This is a genomic window from Sporosarcina sp. HYO08, assembly GCF_001563475.1.
Lineage (GTDB): Bacteria > Bacillota > Bacilli > Bacillales_A > Planococcaceae > Sporosarcina.
The window spans coordinates 461,316-481,704 of record NZ_LPUT01000001.1 but is presented as its reverse complement, the minus strand read 5'-3'; the positions used below and the strand labels follow the sequence as shown (position 1 = coordinate 481,704).

Genomic DNA, 20,389 nt, shown 5'->3' with positions numbered 1-20,389 from the left:
CCCTGCCGATTTAATTTAATTATTTGCCGTAGCGTTTTGCTACTTCGTCCCAGTTTACTACGTTCCAGAATGCTGCGATATAGTCTGGACGACGGTTTTGGTAGTTGAGGTAATAAGCGTGCTCCCAAACGTCAAGGCCTAGAAGTGGTGTTTTTCCTTCCATGATTGGAGAGTCTTGGTTTGGTGTAGACATAACTTCAAGCCCACCGTTATTCAATACAAGCCATGCCCAGCCTGAACCGAAACGCGTAGCGCCAGCTTTAGCAAATTCTTCTTTGAATGCATCGAAGCTGCCAAATTTGCTGTTGATTGCATCCGCTAGTGCACCTGTTGGCTCGCCGCCGCCATTTGGTGAAAGAATTTCCCAGAATAACGTATGGTTAGCGTGTCCACCGCCGTTATTGCGGACTGCCGTGCGTGCTGCTTCAGGAACAGCGTCAAGATCAGCAATGAGATCTTCTACAGATTTTGCAAGAAGTTCTTCGTTACCTTCAAGTGCATTGTTTAAGTTTGTTACATATGTGTTGTGGTGTTTCGTGTGATGAATATTCATCGTCTCTTTGTCGAAATGCGGCTCCAACGCATCGTATGCGTAAGGGAGTTCTGGTAGTTTGTAAGCCATGTTTGTATATTCCTCCTAGATAGATAGTAAACCTACTTCATATTTAACAGTAGCAAAATTAGTACGACTGTTCAATTAATATGGATTATACTTCTCATTTATTTCACAAAAACAATAAAAAGGACGATCATGACTGCCATTAAAACGCCTTTTGTGACAATCGATGTTAAAAAACCGACGAGCGATCCAACCCCGGTTTTTAAGGATTGCTTGATCCCAGACTTTGACACGAGCGCCTCCGCGGCGACCGCACCGATAAAAGGACCGAGTAAAATCCCAGCCACTGGGATGACAAATGGACCAATAAGCAGACCAATTGTGCTTCCCCACATCCCTGCCTTTGAGCCGCCGAACTTTTTCACCCCGACGAGGTTGGAAAGTGTGTCTGCGCCAAATAATAAAGCGATAAACAAAATTTGAATGATCCAAAACAAGACGTCCATCCCTTCAAAGGTATGGATGAAGCCGAATAAAAGAAACCCGGCAAAAATGAAAAGCGCCGAAGGAATGATCGGGTAAATAAGACCAGCAAACGCAATCACAAAAAGAATTCCAGCAACAACCCAAGCAATAATTTCCATATTCCTTCCTCCAGGTTTTATTCAATAGGTATTTAGCTTATCATATGCGAAAAATCCCAATCAACAATTGTGATTGGGATCTTCTATTAGTTTATAATTACACACGTTTACCTAAAATCGCTTCTGCAATGTTCACTGCATGGTCACCGATTCGTTCCAAATTGGAAACAATATCAACGAAAACCATCCCACCCTGCGCACTACAGGAACCTTCATTCAAACGCAGAATATGGTTTTTTCTAAATTTCCGTTCCATCCGGTCAATGAGTACTTCTTGCTCTGCAACAGAACGCGCCAATTTCAAATCATTCGTATTCAGCGCCTCTACCGCTTTGTTAACTGTTTCAATCGTTAACGTGAACATTTCCGACAAGTCATTTAACGCATCTGGCGTTAACTTTACACGATTCGTTTCACGATAATCAGTCAGTTCAATAATATTTTCAAAATGGTCGCCAATTCGTTCAATATCCCGAACGGCATCCACTAGCATACTATGGCGGGCAGACTCTTGCGGAGAAATACCTACAGCTGACAATTCCACAAGATAATCTGTTATTTTACGATCCAAATTATTAATGGCATCTTCAATTTGATAAGCCATTTCGGCATGCTTTTTATTGCCATTTTTTACATATTCGTATGATTCAGAGAGACCTTGTACGCTAAATTCACCCATGCGCACAATTTCAGCTTTTGCTTGTCCAAGCGCAACTGCTGGCGATTGATCGATAAAATGCCTGTCCAAATGCTTTGGCTTGTATTCAATTGTAACATCTTCCCCGGGGATTAGCTTCGTGACAAGCATGGCCCAAATCCCAATGAGCGGAAACTGAATAATTGTATTGGCTACGTTAAACGTGCCGTGCGCAAATGCAATTTGCATTTTGCTCTCTAATGCCAATATGTCAGCGATCCAAATGACATAGGCGCTAAAAGGAGCAAGAAGCAATAAGAAAATGGCAGATCCAACAACATTAAAAAGAACGTGCGTAGCAGCTGCTCGCTTCGCCGCAACTGATGCGCCGATAGAGGCAAGAACTGCTGTGATTGTTGTTCCAATATTATCCCCAAACAAAATTGGCAAGGCCGCATGAATATCTACAAGGTTCTCTGCGTACAAACCTTGCAAAATCCCGACTGTCGCACTGGAGCTTTGGACGATTAATGTAAAAACTGTCCCAACGATGACACCAAGGATTGGATTGTCACTCATTGAAATCGTAAGTTCAGTAAATACATCGAGCTCCCGAAGCGGTTTCATCCCACCGCTCATTAATTCCAGTCCTAAAAATAATCCACCGAAGCCAAAAATGACTTCTCCAAGGTTTTTGATCGCACTCTTTTTAATAAAGAAAATAAGAAACGCACCAATCGCCATAATCGGCAATGCATATGCACCTACATCAAGTCCAATGATGAAGGCCGTAACTGTCGTTCCAATATTGGCACCCATAATGACACCAATTGCTTGCCTGAGCGTCATAAAACCGGCACTTACAAGCCCTACCGTGATGACGGTTGTTCCAGAACTCGACTGAATTAATACCGTGACGATAATTCCAACGAGTACACCCATGAACGGGTTGGTCGTGAACCGATCAAGAATGGCGCGCAGTCGATCACCTGCCGCTTTTTGAAGGCCGTCTCCCATATACTTGATCGAAAATAAAAAGATTCCTAGTCCACCTAGAAACTGGAACAGCATTTCCTGCCAGTTTACTTCCATTCTTCAGTCTACCCCCATCATATTTCTAATTTCGCGTCTTTATTATGTCGATAATGTTAAGAAATTGTAAATACTTATACCCAAATCTTTACATTGCCTTTACAATTCAATTATCCTATTTGTCATTATTTTGTCGAATTTAGTCTGAAGTTGAAAATGATAGACTGGACATAGCCAAGGAGGTGTGGTGATGAAATTGCACCAAGTATTCAAAGCTTCTCTTTACGAACCGAAAAAGCTCGCGGCATTTCGTTTATTATCCATCGGAAAAGTATTTCAATACACTTTTGGATTTGTGACCCTTTTTACGCTTATATCATTTATTCGCTTTACGGTTGGAGATGCGGTCTTGTTCGAAGCTTCCCCGGAATTAATGGAATATAGTCAATCGATTGGCGGACTTGTTTATCCGATCGCATTTATTTTTCAACTAGTGATCAGTACTTTTTACATCTTTGTCCGTATTTGTCTATTCGCCTATATCGGCGTTTTACTGCTTAAAATGATGAAACGGCGAGACGATTACCGTTTTATATGGCGGACGAGCGCCATTTCGATGACAGTCCCAATTTTGTTGACATTTTTTTTCGATTTCTTTCCATTGATCAAACCTTACAGTCTCGTTCTCACTTCTATTGTCCATATCGCCTACATTGCGGCGGCTGCTAGGTACTATCCAAAAACGGCAAGATGAATACTTCCCCCTTTCGCACATATAGTGTCGGAAGGGGGCGTTTTACTATGAGAATATTCATACTAGCAATCGTATTATTTATCCTCATCCATTTTGTTCGAATGGATTTTGCAGAAGGGACAATCCCACTTGCTTCATTTACAAAACAACCAATTCCGTGTAATGAGACGGAAGAAATGCCTTCCATTACGGTAACGACAATCCCTGGCGATACGATTGAAAGTTTATTTGCCATGTATCCGGATCCAGAATTGAATTTTATGGAACGGTTATCCGCGTTTTACAAGTTAAATCCACATGTTCAAAATCAGACCATTATTGGCGGTCAGCAACTTTACATCCCACTTTCCCGTCATACTACAGAGCAATGTAAACCTTAACCAAGAAGGAATGTCCCTTGTCTTTTCATTCAAATGATTGCTAAAATAGAAAAGAGCAACGAGTTCTATTCGTTCTATGGTGGAATAAGGAGAGAAAAAAATGACTGAAATGATACACAGATCAAAAACACGTCCTGTCCGAGTCGGTAACGTCACGATCGGCGGCAGCGATGAGCTTTTCATCCAAAGTATGACGACAACAAAAACTCATGACGTCGAAACAACCGTTCAAGAAATATTGCGTTTAGAAGAAGCTGGATGCCAAATTATCCGGGTTGCTTGTCCGGATGAGCGCGCAGCTTATTCCATTGGAGAAATTAAAAAACGGATCAATATCCCGCTCGTCGTTGATATTCACTTCGACTATAAACTTGCGTTAATCGCCATTGAGCAAGGCGCGGATAAAATTCGGATTAACCCTGGTAATATCGGCAGACAATCTAAAGTAGAAGCCGTGGTCAATGCGGCGAAAGCAAAAGGGATTCCCATTCGAATTGGCGTTAACGCAGGTTCACTCGAAAAGAAAATCCTTGAGAAATACGGCTATCCGACAGCAGATGGTATGGTTGAGAGTGCATTGCACCATATTAAAATATTAGAAGACTTAGATTTCCATGATATTATTGTTTCTTTAAAAGCTTCAGATGTGAACTTGGCGATTGAAGCGTATCAAAAGGCTGCTGCTGCATTCGATTACCCGCTCCATCTCGGCATTACAGAATCAGGTACACAATTTGCAGGATCGATTAAAAGTGCTGCTGGACTTGGAACGCTTTTATCCGCAGGAATTGGCAATACGCTTCGTGTTAGTTTAAGCGCGGATCCGGTAGAAGAAGTGAAAGTGGCACGTGAACTATTGAAAGTCTTCGGTCTTTCATCCAACGCGGCTACGTTAATCTCGTGCCCGACATGCGGCCGCATTGAAATTGACTTGATCTCCATTGCCAATGAAGTGGAAGAATACATTTCAACGATTAAAGCACCGCTGAAAGTTGCTGTACTCGGCTGTGCCGTGAACGGACCGGGAGAAGCAAGAGAAGCGGATATCGGGATCGCAGGTGCCCGCGGCGAAGGTCTTTTGTTCATGAAAGGTAAAACGGTTCGAAAAGTACCGGAGGAAACGATGGTAGATGAGCTGAAAATTGAAATTGATAAACTTGCAGCCGAGTATTTTGAAAAGAAAAAGCAAGAGGAGCTGCTTGTACAAAGCGGGAATGCCGAATGAGAACTATCCGATTCGGTATCGACATCGATGGAACGGTAACATGCCCGACATCACTGCTCCCTCATATTAATCAACAATTTGGTTGTAATTTAGTATTGGATGATATCCGTGAATATGATTTAACAAAAGCCTTTGATGTCGACCGACAAACGTTCTGGGAATGGTATCAACAAGCGGAAGCGCATATCTATGATACATCTCCGGCGCAAGAAAGAGCGAAACAAATATTAGATCAATGGCAAAAACAATTTGAACTCTTTTATATATCCGCAAGAGGCAACGAAGTATTGGATACGACCGTAAATTGGTTTAAGCGCGAAGCGATCCCTTTTGACCATATTGAACTGCTAGGCAGTCACGAAAAAATCGAAGCTGCCAAAAAATTTAGTGTGCACGCCTTCTTCGAAGACAAGCATGACAATGCAGTAGATCTTCATGAAGAACTTGACATTCCTGTCATTTTATTTGACACGCCGTACAATCGAAAACCGATTCCAAATGGCGTCATTCGCGTGAACAACTGGATTGAAGCAAACGAGCAAATTAAGCGTTTGTTTGTTTGAACGAGCGGCAGCTTTACCTGATATGTAATTTAAAAAACACTGTGGACAAACCTTGACAAAAGGTTATTTCCACAGTGTTTTTTTACAATCGCTGGATTGTAAGTATCCATCAAGCAACACACGTCGGGCATTTACCGTAAATTTCAAACTTATGTCCTTCAACCTCGTGATTCGGTAAATGCACTGTAATGATATCCATCGGACAATGTGGAATGTTGCGCGTCTTGCCACAAGATGTACAGATGAAATGATGATGGTGGACACCCGGATCACAATGCATGCGAAAACGCCGTTCGCCGCCCAGTTCCGTTTCTTCCAAAATACCAAGTTCCGTAAAAGTCGTTAAATTACGATAAATGGTATCAAAACTAATACCGGGGTTTTCATTTTCCATAAAGTTTCGAATGTCCAATGCCGTGAGATAACGATCATTTTTCGAAAAAAAATGTAAAATCGAATCTCGATTCTTCGTTCGTTTGTACTGATTTTCTCGTAAAATTCGCCACGCCTCATCAAGCGTCATATGATCTCTCCCCTTTCACATCAAACGCATTCAGCTTGTCCTTGACCGTTTTCCAAGCAAGCGCAAGTAGTAAAATGACAATTGAAATGATGACAATTGTTCCGCCTGGCGCAATATCCAAGTAAAACGCTAGTACAAGTCCGGCGATGACTGCCGTTTCACCGAATAAAATAGAATAAAGCATAGCCCCTTTAAAGCTTTTTGCAAGCTGGATCGCTGCCGCCACCGGAATCGTCATGAGGGAAGAAACGAGAAGAATCCCAACGATCCGCATAGATGCACCAATAACGAGCGCCGTGATGATCATAAAAACAATTTGAATGGCACGCCCATGAATACCAGACACTTTCGCATAGTCAGGATCAAACGACAGCGCAAATAATTCATTGTAGAAGAAGTAAATAAAACCAATAACCACGATGGCAATCAAGATCACAATCCAAAGATCCTGCCGGCTAACAGCGGAGACGGAGCCAAACAAGTAACCAATTAAATCAGAACCGAAACCTTTTGACAGGGAGATGAAAATCGCACCCAATCCGATCCCGGTCGATAAAATAATCGGAATCGCCAATTCTTCAAAATCCCGGTAAGTTCCCCGCAACTTTTCAATTAGCAAGGACCCCGTAACAGCAGACGCAATCCCTAAATAAACTGGATTCAATGCCGCAAAAAATAAAACTTGTTGACTCAAATAAAGGCTGCCCGCAATGCCTGCCAGCGCTACGTGACTTAAAGCGTCAGCGATGAGCGCAAGACGTCTGACGACAATGAATAAGCCAAGCAAAGGCGCGATCACGCCAATAATAATACCCGATAGAAATGCATTTTGTAAGAACTCAAAAGAAAGAAGCGCCTGAATCATTCCGTCACCTCCGATGTCTGTTGGTGAACGCGGCGCACCGGATGTCCATACCATTTAGAGATATCAACGTCATCCAACTTTTTGTAGTCTGATTGTACGCCATGAAAATGCATCGAACGATTTAAGCAGGCAACGTGAGTTGCCAAATCTGTGACGAGATCGATTTCATGTGTTACGAGAACAATCGCAATCCCATACTCACGATTCAATGTATTGAGCATAGAATAAAACGACGCCACATTTTGCTGGTCAATCCCAACAGTCGGTTCATCCATAATGAGCAAATCAGGCTTACTCACAAGCGCCCTTGCGATAAAAACGCGTTGCTGTTGCCCGCCCGATAACTCCCCTATACTTTGATAAGCAAACGGCTCCATTCCAACAATTCCGAGTGCATACATAGCACGATCTTCATCTTTTTTCGTAAACCGTTTAAATAGCCCTTTTTTTCTCGTTAAGCCACTTCGCACAACTTCGAGAACCGTTGCAGGGAAACCAGAATTAAATGAATTTGCCTTTTGAGAAACGAATCCAATACGCTCACGCTGTTTAAAAATATCCAGATCCGTGTTAAATAATTTCACTTGACCTTCAGATGGTTTCAGCAATCCTAAAACAATTTTAAGGAGCGTTGATTTACCGGAGCCATTCGGACCAATTAATGCCCAAAACTCCCCTTTGTTGACACGGAAGGAAATATGCTCTAGCACACTTGAGTGTTCATAACTAAAACTAACATCTTCTAATTGAATAATTGTATTGTCCATCATAATCCCCTCCACTCAATTTCTTAATGAAATGAGCTCTTTTAAATAGGAATCATTACGATTCCATGCTCGAAATATTATAAAGGAAAATGGGAAAAGACTCAACAAAACAATTTTGATTAGCTTGATTCAGCATTCATCCCCCACTTCGATAAGTGGTGGGATGAATGCCAAAATTCCTTTAAATCAGGGGGAGTCCAAACCCCTGCTGATTCAAGTTAAGCCTCGGGCGGATGTCAGGGATTTTGAAAGGGGTTAAGGAAGGCGGTCTAAGTACGCGACATCCTGTCGCCACGACCGCATGACCGGCATCGTGCCGGCCCCAACGACTGCATACCCGCATCCTGCGGGCACAATTCAAAATCCCGACGCAATTACGCCTTGGCGTAATTGATTAGTAGTTCATGAGGTTTTTTGCGATTCATAGTAGAGTTTTGTCCTAAATTCTATTTTATTAAAAAGGAGTGACAGAAGTGGATTTAATTCAATTGCTCAATGAGGTAAAGATGAAAAGCGATGAGGAAGCCCAAGCGCTTGCCGCTCAGTACGGAATGGATTTTTCTAAACAGGAAATCCGTGCGCTGCGTCCCCTGTTAAATGAAATCTCATTCCATTGGCTGTTTAGCGGGATTCCAGATGCATTCATTCAAAAAGTGAAAAACATCATCGGTGCGGAAAAAACAAATCGACTGCTAAAGGAATACTATGACTTCAAAAAGCGATGAAACAACCCGTCCGCAACAGACGGGTCGTTTCCCTTTAAACTTTCAATCGTTCCACCATGTCTGGTTGAAATTCTTTCGCCTTAAACATTTCAATTTCGAATTTGTATGGGGCTTTTTTATTTTTCGGGTCATCTCCGACAAATGGTGTTTCTAAAATTTTAGGGATGTCTTCAAATTCTGGATGGTGCACAATATACGCCAACGGATCAAAGCCGATATGACCGAATCCGATATTTTCGTGGCGGTCTTTCCCCGCACCACGCTCGTTTTTACTGTCATTAATGTGAAGGACTGAAATCCGATCCTTCCCAATCAATTTGTCAAACTCGTTTAACACGCCATCAAAATCATTCACAATGTCGTACCCCGCGTCATGTACGTGACACGTGTCAAAACAAACGGATAAGCGCTCATTATGCGTGACACCGTCAATGATTTTTGCAATCTCATCGAAACTGCGACCGCATTCCGTTCCTTTTCCGGCCATCGTTTCTAAAGCAATTCGAACATTTGCATCTTGCGACAATACTTCGTTCAGCCCTTCAACGATTTTCGCAATTCCTTTATCAACACCGCCGCCGACATGCGCACCTGGATGCAGTACAATTTGGTCTGCACCTAGGGCGGCAGTTCGTTCGATTTCTTTTTGCAGGAAATTCACCCCAAGTTCGAATGTTTCCGGCTTAATTGTATTTGCGATATTTATAATATACGGTGCATGGACAACGATATTGGAAAGGCCATTTTCCTTCATATGCATTTGTCCTGCATCGATATTTAACTCTTCTATCGGTCTTCTTCGCGTATTTTGGGGCGCTCCTGTATAAATCATAAAGGTTGTTGCGCCGTATGCAGAAGCTTCCTCACTTGAACCAAGCAGCATTTTTTTGCCGCTCATGGATACGTGGGATCCAAGCAATAATGGTTTTTCACTCATTTTTTTCGTTTCAATCTCCTTTCCCGCTTTTTAAACTGATCGACTTGTTGCGCCATTTTCTTTTTATAACCTGGCTTGACTTTCGAAGGCTTTCTAACGAACGAGCGCGCTTTTTGAACAATTTCATCATCTTGTTCAACGCGTTTTTTACGAGCGTGGCGTTCTTTCATTTCGATCCACTCACCGTTTTTCACATCTTCGTGAACGAATGGAATGCCCAATTTCTCAATTCTTACGATCTTATCATCTTCAGAAGGCTCATAAAGTGTAATAGCCGTTCCTTCCATTCCAGCCCGCGCTGTTCTCCCTACGCGGTGGATGAAAAATTCTAGATCGTCTGGCAGTTCAAAGTTAATGACATGGCTCACGCCTGGAATATCAATTCCTCGCGCCGCTAAATCCGTTGCGACGATATATTGATACTCTAGATCACGAATTTGCTTCATCATGCGCGTGCGCTCCCGCGGCGTTAGATCGCCGTGAATGCGTCCTGCTTTGATTCCATTATCAGCAAGATACGAAGCGAGTTCTTCTGCATTTTGGCGCGTGTTCATAAAGATGATTGCCAAATAAGGATTGATCGCTTCCATTACGGTAAGCAACTTTTTCTTTCGATTCATACTACGCACTGGCACAAGGGCGTAATGCATCCCTTCAGTGAGGGGCTTTTGTTCCCCTATTTGAATATGAACGGGTGATTCCATATACTTTGTCAAAAATGGCTTTAGCTTCTCAGGGATTGTCGCTGAAAATACATACATTTCTAATTCTGACGGCATTTTAGCGGCAAACTGATCGATATCTTCGACAAAGCCCATATCAAATGCGAGATCGGCTTCATCAATGACCAAAACCTTGGCCGTATGAATAGCAAGTGCACCTTCTTTTGCTAAATCATTAATACGTCCTGGCGTTCCCACAATGATTTGAGGCGCTAATTTTAACTTTCCAATCGAACGTTGCTTATCCGTTCCACCAATTAAAAGAGCGCATCGGATTTCTGTTTCATCGATCAATTTTAAGAGCTCATTGTATAACTGGGTTGCTAGCTCTCTTGTCGGAGCTGTAATAACCACTTGCAACTCATCTGCCTGTTCATCGATTTTTTCAACAGCAGGGATGAGAAAACTATGCGATTTCCCAGTTCCTGTATGTGCCTGACCAATGGCACTCGTTCCCTTCAACATCAGTGGAATCATTTCTTTTTGAATAGGTGTCGGGCTTTCGAACCCAAGTTTTTGAATCGCCTCACGAAGAAACGGTTTAAATTGATAGTCTGTATATTTAGACATAATCGTCCTCCTAACCTGAACTTATTGTAGCACGGAATGGTGCCATCAGAGGAATTTTTAGCATAGGATATTATGTGAACGTCCATTTTCAATGAACGAAAGGAGATCATCATGAGGTACGAATCCTTTTATCCATTCGCGCAACAACATCAACCACAATATCCTACTGCCATGAACCATCCGGGCTTTGGCATGCCTTCGCAAATGGATCCTATGCAAATGCCTCAACCACCATTTCAACACGGGGCAATGAATAATGGATACGGGGGGCAGCAGATGGCCGGAGGGCAGATGGCTAATGGGCAGATGGCTGGCGGCCAAGAGCAAGCGCAAGGCTCCCGTCTCGAGGCCTATATGCAAACGGCAAATAATTTTTTGAACACAGCCCAGCAGTTTGCGCCAGTTGTGCAACAATTTGCGCCGATGGTTCAAAATTTACCTGCCATGTGGAAGCTTTACAAAGGCTTTGCATCTTTACCTACTGAAGGGGCAGCTAGCGCAGCTGCATCCGCCGCCTCAGCTGGAGCCGCAGGCAATTCCATTCCCCGTGTCTTTCAACCGCCAAATGGGTAATGCTAGTTGATAAGTTTACCAAATTCCCTCACTCCGCTATAATGGATGCTAGAGTCCTATAGAGGAGTGAGATAAATGAAAGTTTTGAAGATTACCCCTAGAGGCTACTGCTACGGGGTTGTCGATGCAATGGTTATCGCACGGAATGCGGCGCTCGACAAAACGTTGCCGAGACCCATTTATATATTGGGAATGATCGTCCACAATCAGCATGTAACGGACGCATTTGAAGAAGACGGCATTATTACACTAGACGGGAAAAACCGCTTAGAAATTTTAGAAAAAGTTGATCAGGGAACGGTTATTTTCACTGCCCACGGTGTATCACCTGAAGTGCGTGAATTAGCGAAAAGAAAAGGTCTCGTGTCAATCGATGCCACTTGTCCAGACGTTACGAACACACATGATCTGATTCGTGATAAGGTTTCTGAAGGCTATGATATTATTTACGTAGGGAAAAGATATCATCCCGAGCCAGAAGGTGCCATTGGCGTTGCACCTCACGCTGTGCACCTTGTGGAAACATTGGAAGACTTGGAAAATCTCCACGTCGAAAATGACAAGCTGCTCGTGACCAACCAGACGACGATGAGTCAATGGGACGTCCAGCATATTATGGAAGCGTTGAAAGAGAAATATCCGCATATTCAAGCCGAAAAAGAAATTTGTATGGCGACACAAACAAGACAAGAAGCCGTCGCGGAGCAAGCTGGAGAAGCAGATCTCCTCATCGTTGTCGGCGATCCGAAAAGCAATAACTCCAATCGCTTGGCACAAGTATCCGTAGAAATCGCGAATACGCCTGCCTATCGTATTTCAGACGTCTCGGAATTGGATATTAACTGGCTAGATGGCATTAAAACCGTCGCCGTTACAGCCGGTGCTTCTACACCGACACTTGTTGTCCGTGAAGTGATGAACTTCCTGGAAAAATTCGATCCGAACGATCCCGAAACGCATCATCCAGAACGGAAATTCGAATTGAATCGCATCTTGCCGAAGATCAAAAACCCGACACCTGTTGAACGAATTGAACCGTACACGACAAAATAACCATCAAAACCGGATCCAAATAAATAGGATCCGGTTTTTTGTTCGTCAATTAGATGAACTGAAAAGGCTCCGTAATGACTTCAGACCGGATAAATTCCACATCGTATTTCGCCTCGGCACATGCCCCTTGCATGTAGTCAGCAACCCCTTCAATCATCACTTTCTCGATATTATGTCCAGGATCTACAACTGAGAGACCCATCGCCTCTGCATCGTGCGCCACATGATAATACAAATCCCCTGTCACAAGGACATCTGCACCGCTCCTTTTGGCAGCACCGATATATTTATTGCCGTCACCGCCAAGCACCGCGACTTTTCGGATTATTGAATGAGCATCGCCGACAAAACGGGCTGCCGGTACGCCGAAGATCTGCTTTACATGTTCCGCAAATTGCTTCAATGTCATTTCTTTTTCAAGCGTCCCGATACGGCCGAGCCCTAATGCTTCTGTCCGTTGATCGAGCATGAAAAAATCGTACGCAACTTCTTCATAAGGATGCGCTTGATGCATCGCTTTTAGTACTTTACTGCGAAGCGGACCCGGAAGCACCACTTCAATACGTTCCTCTTCCACTTCCTCACCGCGCCCTACTCCTCCAATGAACGGATCAGCGCCGGCGGAAGGCGTAAATCGGCCAGTGCCGGTTGAACTAAAGCTGCACCCTTCATAATCGCCAATAGCACCCGCTCCGGCTTTCGCAAGAGCTTGCCTAACATCTTCCGCATGTGTCACTGGACTAAAAACGACCAACTTATAAAGCGGATCGGACAACGTTGGGGATAACACTTCTGTTTGCAGGAGCCCTAGTTTGGACGCCAGCATATCATTGACGCCGCCCGGTGCAACATCTAAATTCGTATGTGCCGCATAAACGGAAATATCGTTTTTAATACATTTTTCGATCATCCGTCCTTGCGTTGTATCTGTTAATACTGCCTTTAACGGTCTGAAAATGGGTGGATGATGTGCAATTATTAATGCAGCACCTTTTTCGATCGCCTCATCGACAACCGCTTCATTGACATCTAACGTGACAAGCACTTTTTCCACCGGGCGATTTAATTGACCAATATGTAAACCGACTGGATCCCCTTCCATCGCGAAACGCTTTGGCGACCACTTTTCAAACAATGTAATGATTTCATGACCATTTACTTTTTTCAAGCCGACAACACCTTCTCTACTAAATGAATTTGTCTTTCAAGCTGGGCTTTCTTCTGCAATATTTCCTCGGATTGCTGCGCTTGTTCTAATGACCGCAAAACACGCTTCCACTCTGCTAATTCCCTTTCCCATTTCTCGATAAAAACAGCTGTTTTTTCTTGCAAAAGAAATGGCCCTACGATTCGCTCTAGTTCGCTATACGTCTCCATTCCTCTTTCTAAACAGACAATTTCATAGATTTTCTCATCTTCTTTTAAAATCACTTCATCAATAATTTTCCATCCATTTTGCACCGCCCAATCACGAATTGCTTTTGCATGAATATTCGGTTGGGTAATTAATCGCTTAACAGGTTGAAGACGATGCTTGCCATTTTCGAGAATTGAAGCAATTAGCGTTCCACCCATCCCCGCAATGGAGACTGTATCTACACGGTCGCCTTCTTCAATTGCGGCTAAGCCATCCGCCAGTCGAATAACAATCGAATCTGCCAACCCTTCTCTCGTCACATTACGCAGGGCGGCTTCGTAAGGTCCTTTCACGACTTCACCGGCAATCGCTTTTTGTATTTTACCTGAACGGATCAGATAGCTTGGTAAATATGCGTGATCGCTTCCAATGTCTGCAAGCACGGCATTTGGTTCAACGAATGAAGCGACAGCAAGAAGTCGCTCAGATAATCGTTCTGTTTTCAAACAATCTCCGCCTTTCTTTGAATATTGTATAAGAAACAGACGCGTTTTGCATCTTTCTTTCCATCAATAAAAAAGAGCCATCAGATAACGGAAAAAAATCCGCATCCGACAGCTCTTATTCTTGCATATTACTGAAGTGATAAAAGATAATCTGCTAATGCATCTAACTCGGCATCATCACTGATCCCTTGTGGCGGCATTGCACCCTTACCGTTTTTAATGACGTCTTTAATCTCATCTTTGGACATTGACAATCCAACTAATGATGGAGCTGCGCCGCCCATACCACCAGTTAGGTCACCACCGTGGCACCCGATACATTTACCTTGAGCAACTGCCTCAGCATCAAATTCTGCTGTCGATTCAGTTGGCGCACCTTCTTCTGGACCAGCAATTTCCTTTTTCATGTCGAGTCCGTAAAGGGACAAGTAGAAAATAAGGCCGATTCCAAGCGCAAAAATGAGTATAAAAGGTACTACAGGATTCTTCATCGAATTAACCCCCTTTGTAAACATCTATTCTGTATGTAATACAGCTATCAAATATTATTGTACTGTATTCAACGGAAAACTAAAAGGTTTATTGTTGAATTTTTCGACATTATACAGAGTAAATGTGTATTTTCTATGAAGATCGTATATCTTTTTTTCAAATTCTTCTACTTTATGATCTTAACAACCAATTTGCCTTGCGATGACCATTCGTTGAACTTCTGAAGTCCCTTCACCAATTTCCAATAGTTTCGCATCCCGTAAATATCGTTCGACTTCATATTCTTTCATATAGCCATATCCGCCGTGAATTTGAATCGCTTGATCTGCTGCTTCCATTGCAATTTCAGATGCATATAATTTACTCATCGACGCTTCTTTTGTAAAAGATCTCCCTTGATCTTTCAACCAAGCCGCCTTGTAAACCATATTTCGTGCCAACTCAATTTTCAACGCCATATCAGCCAATTTAAATTGCGTAATTTGAAATTCAGACAACGTCTTGCCAAATTGCTTGCGTTCCTTGGAGTAACTGAGCGCTCGTTCAAAGGCCGCCTGCGCTATACCAACCGCCATGGCAGCAATCCCAATTCGGCCACCGTCAAGCGTCACGAGAAATTGTCGGAAACCATGCCCTTTTTTTCCTAGCAAATTTTCTTTCGGGACACGTACTTGGTCTAGCACTAATTCCGTCGTATTGGAGGCATTCAAACCCATTTTTTCATAATTATTTAGAACCGTAAATCCTTTTGCATCGGTCGGCACAATAATAGCGCTAATTTCTTTTTGCCCATTTTCATTGCCTGTAACGGCTGTAATGGCTAAATGTTTTGCGTAACTTGCATTCGTTATGAACACTTTGGAACCATTGATGACATATTCGTCTCCATCTTCCTTCGCTGTCGTCTGCGTCCCCCCCGCGTCCGAACCAGCATTTGCCTCCGTCAAACCAAAAGCCCCGAATGATTCCCCCGTACAGATCGGCGTTAAGTACTGCTCTTTTTGCGCCTCGGTTCCAAACAAGTGAAGCGGTGCTCCCCCCAGTGAAATATGTGCAGAATACGTAATCCCAGTCGATGCACAAGCGCGGCTCAACTCTTCGGTGACGATCGCGAAACTAATCGTATCTGCCCCAGCACCTCCATACTTTTCAGGAAACGGCAACCCCATCATCCCCAGATCCGCGAGCTGCTTAAAAATATCTACAGGAAATTCCTTTGAACGATCCCGATCAATCGCACCCGGTGCAACAACTTCGTTAGCAAATTCACGGATCGTTTTTTGAATCATCGCTTGCTCATCTGTCAAATCGAAATTCATCTCTACATCCCCTTTGCTTAAACGTAAACGCTTACACCTCTATTATATCGATTAGTCTGAAAGTTTTATAGTGTTATGACACAAATTGATTTATTGATCTTCTTCCGCACAATTGTTTTATATTTTTAGTAAAAAAATGAAAAAGCATCAGCCCGCCCCGCAAGGCGCTGATGCTTTTGGTATCATTCTAAAAAATCTTTGAGTCGCTTGCTGCGTGACGGATGACGCAGCTTGCGTAAGGCTTTTGCTTCAATTTGACGAATACGTTCACGTGTGACGCCGAATACTTTACCCACTTCTTCAAGCGTTCTTGTACGTCCATCATCAAGGCCAAAGCGCAGACGTAGTACGTTTTCTTCACGATCTGTTAATGTATCTAATACATCTTCCAGCTGTTCTTTTAATAGTTCATAAGCCGCATGGTCGGATGGCGACTGCGCTTCTGAGTCCTCGATAAAATCGCCAAGATGCGAGTCATCTTCTTCGCCAATTGGTGTTTCAAGTGACACAGGTTCTTGTGCGATTTTTAAGATCTCACGGACTTTGTCTGCCGTTAAATCCATTTCTTCTCCAATTTCCTCTGGTGAAGGCTCACGTCCGAGATCCTGCAATAATTGACGCTGTACGCGAATAAGCTTATTAATCGTTTCGACCATATGAACAGGAATTCGAATTGTACGCGCTTGATCCGCAATGGCACGCGTAATTGCTTGGCGAATCCACCAAGTCGCATACGTACTAAATTTAAAGCCTTTTGTATGGTCAAATTTCTCAACTGCTTTAATAAGGCCCATATTCCCTTCCTGGATGAGGTCTAGGAATAGCATGCCGCGACCGACATAACGTTTCGCGATACTGACAACGAGACGTAAATTCGCTTCTGCAAGGCGTTTTTTCGCTTCCTCATCACCGTTTAGGATACGAATCGCAAGCTCTACTTCTTCTTCGCCCGTCAGTAAGTCGACACGTCCGATTTCTTTTAAATACATACGGACAGGGTCATTGATTTTTACGCCAGGCGGTACGCTTAAATCATTTAAATCGAATTGCTCTTCGGCAGCCGCCTTCACTTCTTCTTCGTTCGCTTCTTCCTCGTCATCTTTACGATCCATTTCAATTCCTTGCGCTTCAATTTGGTCAAGGAATTCCTCAAACTGGTCCGGCTCCATTTCAAATGCAGACAGTTTTTCCGTTATTTCATCGAGCGTCAGCTCTCCTGATTTTTTACCAGCCTCTATTAGACCTGCCTTTACTTCCTCTATTGTCATTTCCATCTCCATATCACCGGATAATTCTTTTTTCGTCATCTTACCTGTTCCTCCTTAATACACCGGAATGCGGCTACCGTGCCGACAATGATCTTTTGAGCTGAATAATTTCATTTGCCAGCTCCAATGCCCGGGCATGATCATTCATTTTTTCCGCTTCTTTCGATTCGTGCATTTTTTCCTGGATCATCATTTTGACCCGGTATGTCTTCAGATGATCAATACAATCATCAATTTCTTCATCGGCATGTTCGGGGTCTCTTTCCACCATCGCGGCTTCCAAGACAATTCGCCTTAGTTCACGGTCTTGCAAAGACTCCGCGAACCGATGGAAATCAGGAGTTCCATACTGCTCGTAAAATCCAGCAAGATGAACAAAAACTGCGGAATAATTGTCTTGAATGAACAAATCTTGCTTGTCCTCCCGAATTCTGTCGAATAATGCCCCGTCATTTAACAAATGGCAAAGAAGCAGCTGTTCTGCACGCTCCATGCCTGTTTTATTTTTCGGTGGCGCACTGTTTGGAACAGGAAAAGATTGTTCTTGTCGTTGATCCTTTTTTGCCTGTTTTGCTTTTTGTCCTAACAATTTCATGAATTGTTGGTTGATCGCTTCGGTAGATACGCCAGTTTCATCTGCCAACTGCCGGATATAAACATCTCTTTCAACCGGAGATGGCCGCAGCACCAATTGTTCCAACACTTCATGAATATATTGCAAGACATCATTTTCAAAAGATAAGTTTTTTGAGCGTCGTGCATACGACATAAGAAATGACATAATGGAATGGGGATTTTCAATTATTTTTTCACGAAATGCAGTCCCACCGTATTGCGTGATATAATCATCTGGATCCATACGATCTGGTAGTAAAGCAATCTGAACGTCCAGACCTTTATCTGCGGCTAGCGCTGCAAATCGCTTTGCTGCTTCCCATCCCGCGTCGTCTCCATCACAACAGATAATTATATGATTGGTCATTCGTTTTAATTTTATGAGGTGTGCATCGGATAAAGACGTCCCCATAACTGCAACGCCATTTGACACACCGACGCGGTCTGCTGAGATCACATCCATGAAACCTTCAAACAATATTACTTTACCCGTTTTTCGTACATTAAGACGTGCATTGTGAAAATTATATAATAATCTGCTTTTCCCGAAGATCGGCGATTCAGGACTATTTAAATATTTTGCTTCTTCCTTTGAAGTTAAGAGTGTACGTCCTGAAAACGCGACAATGTTTCCATTATCGTCGTGAAGCGGGAACATAATACGTCCGCGAAATCTGTCGAAATACCCTGATCCATCGTTTTTCATGATGCATAGGCCTGCATGTTCCATTTCTTTTAAGTCATAGCCTTTTCGTTGTAAAAGATTTGTCAACGCTTCTCGATCATGAAGAGACCATCCTATGCCATACTTTTCAATATCCGCTCGCGAAAATCCTCTTTTTTCAAGATATTGTAGTGCTTCTTCCCCCTCAACTGTATTTAGGAGTAAATGATTGTAGAAATGGGCAGCAAGTGCATGGGCTTCCACTAAGTTTTTATGTTTCTTTGTGGGATTGGATTCCGTTCCCACTCGAATTACCGCGTCAATTTCGACGCCTGCGCGCTCTGCTAGTTTACTAACTGCTTCAGTGAATTGACAGCTCTCGATATCCATGAGAAAAGTAATCGCATTGCCACTCGCACTACATCCAAAACAATGGAATAATTGCTTATCTTCTGAAACGGAAAAAGAGGGTGTACTCTCCCCATGGAATGGGCAAAGACCAAACCAATTTTTTCCTCGCTTCGTCAGTTGTACATATTCACCGATTAGATCTACGATATCCGTTTGCGATCGAACAGCTTCTATTTGTTCTTCTGGTATTCTTGCCATCTTTTTCACCTATATCAATTGAATTCGAGATTACTTTCAAAAACCCTTCATTATTCGACAAATAAATTTCGAATTTCCTCCGAAACTTTTATATTACACTAGTTTAACCACAATTTCCTCAAAATAATCCTAGATCGCAGCTAGTATGGTTCTTTTCCACAAAAGAAGAACCACCTGAATTGGGATAGGCGGTCCTTCGTTTTTCATTTTTTTATGCGCGATCCCTGTTAGCCAATTCGCTCAGAATAACATTCGCTGTTTCTTCTACTGCACGATTCGTTACGTTTATGACTTGACAGCCAATTTTTTCAACGACATTTTCAAAATGCACAATTTCTTCTAGAATCCGTTCAATCCTAGCATAATTCGCATCGTCTTTTAACCCGAGAGCTAACAGCCGCTCTTTTCGAATGGAATTTAATTTCTCGGGAGAAATATTGAGCCCGAAGCATTTATTTGGATCGATTTGAAAAAGTTCATTTGGCGGATCGACTTCAGGTACTAACGGGACATTCGCTACTTTTAGTCGTTTATGCGCCAAGTATTGGGACAATGGGGTTTTAGACGTTCTTGAAACACCAATTAATACGATATCTGCCTGTAAGATGCCTCGCGGGTCCCTGCCATCATCATATTTTACCGCGAACTCAATCGCTTCTATCTTTCTGAAATAATCTTCATCGAGCTTTCGGACAAGTCCCGGTTCTTCAATCGGCTCTTGGTTCAGCTCCGATCCGATCCGGTCGACAACAGGACCTAGTAAATCAATACATTGAAGACCATGGATTGTGCACTCATTTTTCAACTTTTTACGCATCGCACTTTTAACAAGTGTGTAAACAATAATTGCATTTTGCTCTTTAGCTAGGTAAGCGATTTCGTCAAGTTGTGATTCTTCTTCGATATGAGAAAATCTTTTCATTGAAACAGATTCCAGACCATGGAGAAATTGGCTGGATGCAGCTTTTGCGACAAGATCAGCCGTTTCACCGACAGAGTCCGAAACGATAAATAATGTCAACTTCTTCAT

22 protein-coding genes are annotated in these 20,389 nt (G+C 42.9%); 7 read left to right on the top strand and 15 right to left on the bottom strand.

Features of this window, described 5'->3' with window-relative positions; all coding sequences use genetic code 11:
- Window positions 1-19: 19 nt before the first annotated feature.
- The 3 genes from sodA to AU377_RS02360 form a co-directional block, all read right to left on the bottom strand.
- Window positions 20-622, bottom strand: a complete 603-nt coding sequence (gene sodA, locus AU377_RS02370; RefSeq protein WP_067403514.1) for a superoxide dismutase SodA — start codon at window positions 620-622, stop codon at window positions 20-22.
- Window positions 623-720: 98 nt separating this feature from the next.
- The gene (locus tag AU377_RS02365) at window positions 721-1,203 is read right to left on the bottom strand and encodes a DUF456 domain-containing protein (protein ID WP_067403512.1); all 483 of its coding nucleotides are present in this window, start codon (window positions 1,201-1,203) and stop codon (window positions 721-723) included.
- 97 nt (window positions 1,204-1,300) lie between these two features.
- Window positions 1,301-2,932 (bottom strand): Na/Pi cotransporter family protein, encoded by a 1,632-nt coding sequence (locus AU377_RS02360; RefSeq protein ID WP_067403509.1) that lies wholly within the window; start codon window positions 2,930-2,932, stop codon window positions 1,301-1,303.
- Window positions 2,933-3,122: 190 nt separating this feature from the next.
- Here AU377_RS02360 and AU377_RS02355 point away from each other — a divergent pair, with 190 nt between their 5' ends.
- The 4 genes from AU377_RS02355 (at window position 3,123) to AU377_RS02340 (ending at window position 5,794) form a co-directional block, all read left to right on the top strand.
- The gene (locus AU377_RS02355) at window positions 3,123-3,626 is read left to right on the top strand and encodes a DUF1189 family protein (protein ID WP_067403507.1); all 504 of its coding nucleotides are present in this window, start codon (window positions 3,123-3,125) and stop codon (window positions 3,624-3,626) included.
- 47 nt (window positions 3,627-3,673) lie between these two features.
- Window positions 3,674-4,006 carry a hypothetical protein gene (locus tag AU377_RS02350; protein WP_067403504.1) on the top strand — a complete coding sequence of 111 codons (333 nt, stop codon included), beginning with the start codon at window positions 3,674-3,676 and terminating at the stop codon, window positions 4,004-4,006.
- A 100-nt stretch (window positions 4,007-4,106) separates the two neighbouring features.
- The gene (gene ispG, locus AU377_RS02345; protein WP_067403501.1) at window positions 4,107-5,231 is read left to right on the top strand and encodes a flavodoxin-dependent (E)-4-hydroxy-3-methylbut-2-enyl-diphosphate synthase; all 1,125 of its coding nucleotides are present in this window, start codon (window positions 4,107-4,109) and stop codon (window positions 5,229-5,231) included.
- Window positions 5,228-5,794 carry a hypothetical protein gene (locus AU377_RS02340; RefSeq protein WP_067403498.1) on the top strand — a complete coding sequence of 189 codons (567 nt, stop codon included), beginning with the start codon at window positions 5,228-5,230 and terminating at the stop codon, window positions 5,792-5,794. The genes ispG and AU377_RS02340 overlap by 4 nt, the downstream gene beginning before the upstream one ends.
- A 109-nt stretch (window positions 5,795-5,903) precedes the next feature.
- Here AU377_RS02340 and AU377_RS02335 read toward each other — a convergent pair whose 3' ends face one another.
- The 3 genes from AU377_RS02335 to AU377_RS02325 are packed head-to-tail and all read right to left on the bottom strand — an operon-like array spanning window position 5,904 to window position 7,949.
- Window positions 5,904-6,317 (bottom strand): Fur family transcriptional regulator, encoded by a 414-nt coding sequence (locus AU377_RS02335; protein ID WP_067403496.1) that lies wholly within the window; start codon window positions 6,315-6,317, stop codon window positions 5,904-5,906.
- Window positions 6,307-7,182, bottom strand: a complete 876-nt coding sequence (locus AU377_RS02330; RefSeq protein WP_067403495.1) for a metal ABC transporter permease — start codon at window positions 7,180-7,182, stop codon at window positions 6,307-6,309. Before AU377_RS02330 ends, AU377_RS02335 begins: the two co-directional genes overlap by 11 nt.
- Window positions 7,179-7,949: a metal ABC transporter ATP-binding protein gene (locus AU377_RS02325; RefSeq protein ID WP_067403494.1), complete on the bottom strand. Its 771-nt coding sequence runs from the start codon at window positions 7,947-7,949 to the stop codon at window positions 7,179-7,181. The genes AU377_RS02330 and AU377_RS02325 overlap by 4 nt, the downstream gene beginning before the upstream one ends.
- A 473-nt stretch (window positions 7,950-8,422) precedes the next feature.
- Here AU377_RS02325 and AU377_RS02320 point away from each other — a divergent pair, with 473 nt between their 5' ends.
- A complete protein-coding gene (locus AU377_RS02320; RefSeq protein ID WP_067403493.1) occupies window positions 8,423-8,674 on the top strand; it encodes a hypothetical protein in 252 nt (83 codons plus the stop codon).
- A 34-nt stretch (window positions 8,675-8,708) separates the two neighbouring features.
- Here the strand turns inward: AU377_RS02320 and AU377_RS02315 are convergent, their stop codons facing one another.
- Window positions 8,709-9,611, bottom strand: coding sequence for a deoxyribonuclease IV (locus AU377_RS02315; protein ID WP_067403490.1), 903 nt, complete (start codon window positions 9,609-9,611; stop codon window positions 8,709-8,711).
- On the bottom strand, window positions 9,608-10,903 hold the full coding sequence (locus tag AU377_RS02310; RefSeq protein WP_067403487.1) for a DEAD/DEAH box helicase: 1,296 nt from the start codon (window positions 10,901-10,903) through the stop codon (window positions 9,608-9,610). The genes AU377_RS02315 and AU377_RS02310 overlap by 4 nt, the downstream gene beginning before the upstream one ends.
- A gap of 111 nt (window positions 10,904-11,014) precedes the next feature.
- Between AU377_RS02310 and vrrA the strand changes: the two genes are divergently transcribed.
- Together vrrA and AU377_RS02300 are read left to right on the top strand one after the other, a co-directional pair.
- Window positions 11,015-11,476, top strand: coding sequence for a VrrA/YqfQ family protein (gene vrrA, locus AU377_RS02305; protein ID WP_067403484.1), 462 nt, complete (start codon window positions 11,015-11,017; stop codon window positions 11,474-11,476).
- 75 nt (window positions 11,477-11,551) lie between these two features.
- Window positions 11,552-12,529: a 4-hydroxy-3-methylbut-2-enyl diphosphate reductase gene (locus tag AU377_RS02300; RefSeq protein ID WP_067403480.1), complete on the top strand. Its 978-nt coding sequence runs from the start codon at window positions 11,552-11,554 to the stop codon at window positions 12,527-12,529.
- Between the two features lie 49 nt (window positions 12,530-12,578).
- Here AU377_RS02300 and AU377_RS02295 read toward each other — a convergent pair whose 3' ends face one another.
- From AU377_RS02295 to AU377_RS02265, 7 genes are all read right to left on the bottom strand, one after another.
- Entirely contained in the window at window positions 12,579-13,697 is a 1,119-nt protein-coding gene (locus AU377_RS02295) for a Nif3-like dinuclear metal center hexameric protein (RefSeq protein WP_067403477.1), read from the bottom strand.
- Complete coding sequence (locus AU377_RS02290) at window positions 13,694-14,392, bottom strand: tRNA (adenine(22)-N(1))-methyltransferase TrmK (RefSeq protein WP_067403474.1); 699 nt, start codon at window positions 14,390-14,392, stop codon at window positions 13,694-13,696. Before AU377_RS02290 ends, AU377_RS02295 begins: the two co-directional genes overlap by 4 nt.
- A 128-nt stretch (window positions 14,393-14,520) precedes the next feature.
- Complete coding sequence (locus AU377_RS02285; protein WP_067403471.1) at window positions 14,521-14,883, bottom strand: cytochrome c; 363 nt, start codon at window positions 14,881-14,883, stop codon at window positions 14,521-14,523.
- Between the two features lie 180 nt (window positions 14,884-15,063).
- Entirely contained in the window at window positions 15,064-16,203 is a 1,140-nt protein-coding gene (locus AU377_RS02280; RefSeq protein ID WP_067403468.1) for an acyl-CoA dehydrogenase family protein, read from the bottom strand.
- A 182-nt stretch (window positions 16,204-16,385) separates the two neighbouring features.
- Complete coding sequence (gene rpoD, locus AU377_RS02275; protein ID WP_067403467.1) at window positions 16,386-17,510, bottom strand: RNA polymerase sigma factor RpoD; 1,125 nt, start codon at window positions 17,508-17,510, stop codon at window positions 16,386-16,388.
- A gap of 34 nt (window positions 17,511-17,544) precedes the next feature.
- On the bottom strand, window positions 17,545-19,359 hold the full coding sequence (gene dnaG, locus AU377_RS02270; protein ID WP_067403463.1) for a DNA primase: 1,815 nt from the start codon (window positions 19,357-19,359) through the stop codon (window positions 17,545-17,547).
- A 211-nt stretch (window positions 19,360-19,570) separates the two neighbouring features.
- The gene (locus tag AU377_RS02265) at window positions 19,571-20,389 is read right to left on the bottom strand and encodes a pyruvate, water dikinase regulatory protein (protein WP_067403460.1); all 819 of its coding nucleotides are present in this window, start codon (window positions 20,387-20,389) and stop codon (window positions 19,571-19,573) included.